The following is a 1,542-nucleotide window of genomic DNA, read 5'->3' as shown; positions in this document are numbered from 1 at the left end:
TTCATGATGCGTGACATCATCTTTAAGCCTTGATAGGTCTCTATCATCTCGTGAAGGAGCTGTTGTTCTGTTTCTGTAAGATCTTTATCTTTGCTGCTTCGTTTCTTGACCATCTTTCCAACCACATAAATGGGCTCCCTGCTTGTTATGCTTCAAAATATCTCTTGCAAGGTTGGAACTGATGACCGCAACATCCTTATTATCCAAATAAATGGGCAACCAGCCACCACAAGAAACAGACCTATTTGCCGCGCACCCAACGAGAAAGTTCAGAGCGCACACCACCATCACTTTTTTGATTAACTTCATTTTCTACCTCAAGACGGGTTGTTGCTGTCTTTAAAGCATTCTCTGTTTGCTTTTGCCGTTCGCTTTGCTTGCCAAGCTGAAATGCCTTGGCTAAAGCCATAAAAAAAACGGCTAAAGCCGCTGTAAACATAAGAGAATATTTCTTTAGCCAAAAAATCATAAGCGTTGCTCCCCAAACCGCTTGGCGACAATCACTATGCCCGTTACAGCCGCTAAAACCATGATACCTGCTAAAGCCCATTGCACCGGACCATTGCCAACCAACAAGCCTCCAAACCCCGAACAAGACCCTATAATCGGGGCAAGTGCTTCTATCTTTAAAAGACCGCTTGCTGTTTTCGTTTCTACCCTTTGATAATTCGAAGAAACATAAGCCCCTTTTACCCATAATCCCGCTTCTGCTGCTCGACGGTTGGCTAAACCCGCAAGAGGCTTCCCACCGACCTTATTCCATTTCTGTAATTCTAAGGGTACGGCTTCATAATCCCCTTGATTAAGCTTCTTCAATAAGGTTGACTTGCGAAAAGCAGCTGTTCCTACATTATAGCAAAATGAGACCAATGCCGCGAATTGGCAATCCGTTAACGAAACCGTCACCGATTCCTCTACCGTCTGCTCAAATTGCTTTAAGTCTTCACAAAGGATTTCTTCTGCTTGCTTTTGGCTAATACACATGCCTTTTTTGACAAGGGGGTGACCCGCATTGCTGGTGTGACCATAACCAATCGTCCAGACACATGCCGTATCTCGATATGCCTCTAAACGCAAACCTTCCCATTGTTTGATAAGCTCTAATCCTTCTTGCGATATCTTTCTCATCTGACGCTCCATAAAAAAAGCCCCACAAAAGTGAGGCGGCATAAAAATGTTTTCTTATGATCTCTATTGGCTATGCTCTTTGATCAGCTGCTCGACTTCTTCAACACGAAAGCCAAGTTGAAAGAGCGGCGCATAGTCGCTTTCCTGTAATTCATACTGACAACGCTTTTCTACAAAATCACCATTTGAATCAAACGGCATGGTTGTTGTTAGACAAACCTTATGCGTGTCATCTTCAATCCCCTCTTCTCCCTCTCCAAGCTCTTTAACAAAAACCCAATAAAAACGTGTTGTTAAAAGATTCCCTAGCCTTCTTACTGTTTCAACTTTGTCAAAAGAAAGCATGTTCAGATAATCTTCTTTGCTATTTAAATGTTCTGGATATTCTATCATCTCTCCCTCCTAAACAAAATG

At 42.7% G+C, this 1,542-nt stretch carries 3 protein-coding genes; all 3 read right to left on the bottom strand.

What is annotated here, in order from left to right; genetic code table 11:
- Nucleotides 1-241: 241 nt before the first annotated feature.
- The 3 genes from ACFING_RS09735 to ACFING_RS09725 all read right to left on the bottom strand — a co-directional run bounded on the left by ACFING_RS09735 (nt 242) and on the right by ACFING_RS09725 (nt 1,521).
- Complete coding sequence (locus tag ACFING_RS09735) at nt 242-469, bottom strand: hypothetical protein (protein ID WP_375630758.1); 228 nt, start codon at nt 467-469, stop codon at nt 242-244.
- The gene (locus tag ACFING_RS09730; protein ID WP_375630756.1) at nt 466-1,128 is read right to left on the bottom strand and encodes a lysozyme; all 663 of its coding nucleotides are present in this window, start codon (nt 1,126-1,128) and stop codon (nt 466-468) included. Before ACFING_RS09730 ends, ACFING_RS09735 begins: the two co-directional genes overlap by 4 nt.
- Before the next feature lie 63 nt (nt 1,129-1,191).
- On the bottom strand, nt 1,192-1,521 hold the full coding sequence (locus ACFING_RS09725; RefSeq protein ID WP_375621335.1) for a hypothetical protein: 330 nt from the start codon (nt 1,519-1,521) through the stop codon (nt 1,192-1,194).
- Between the last annotated feature and the right edge of the window lie 21 nt (nt 1,522-1,542).

The organism is Bartonella sp. AP150HLJHH (assembly GCF_042196385.1).
In the GTDB taxonomy this organism is placed as follows: Bacteria; Pseudomonadota; Alphaproteobacteria; order Rhizobiales; family Rhizobiaceae; genus Bartonella.
Note: the sequence above shows the minus strand (reverse complement) of the source record. Positions and strands in the feature narration are given on the sequence as shown.

What these genes read in the sequence shown, in the direction of transcription:
- ACFING_RS09735 (WP_375630758.1), bottom strand. Translation starts at nt 469, where the DNA reads ATGATTTTTTGGCTAAAGAAATATTCTCTTATGTTTACAGCGGCTTTA.
- ACFING_RS09730 (WP_375630756.1), bottom strand. Translation starts at nt 1,128, where the DNA reads ATGAGAAAGATATCGCAAGAAGGATTAGAGCTTATCAAACAATGGGAA.
- ACFING_RS09725 (WP_375621335.1), bottom strand. Translation starts at nt 1,521, where the DNA reads ATGATAGAATATCCAGAACATTTAAATAGCAAAGAAGATTATCTGAAC.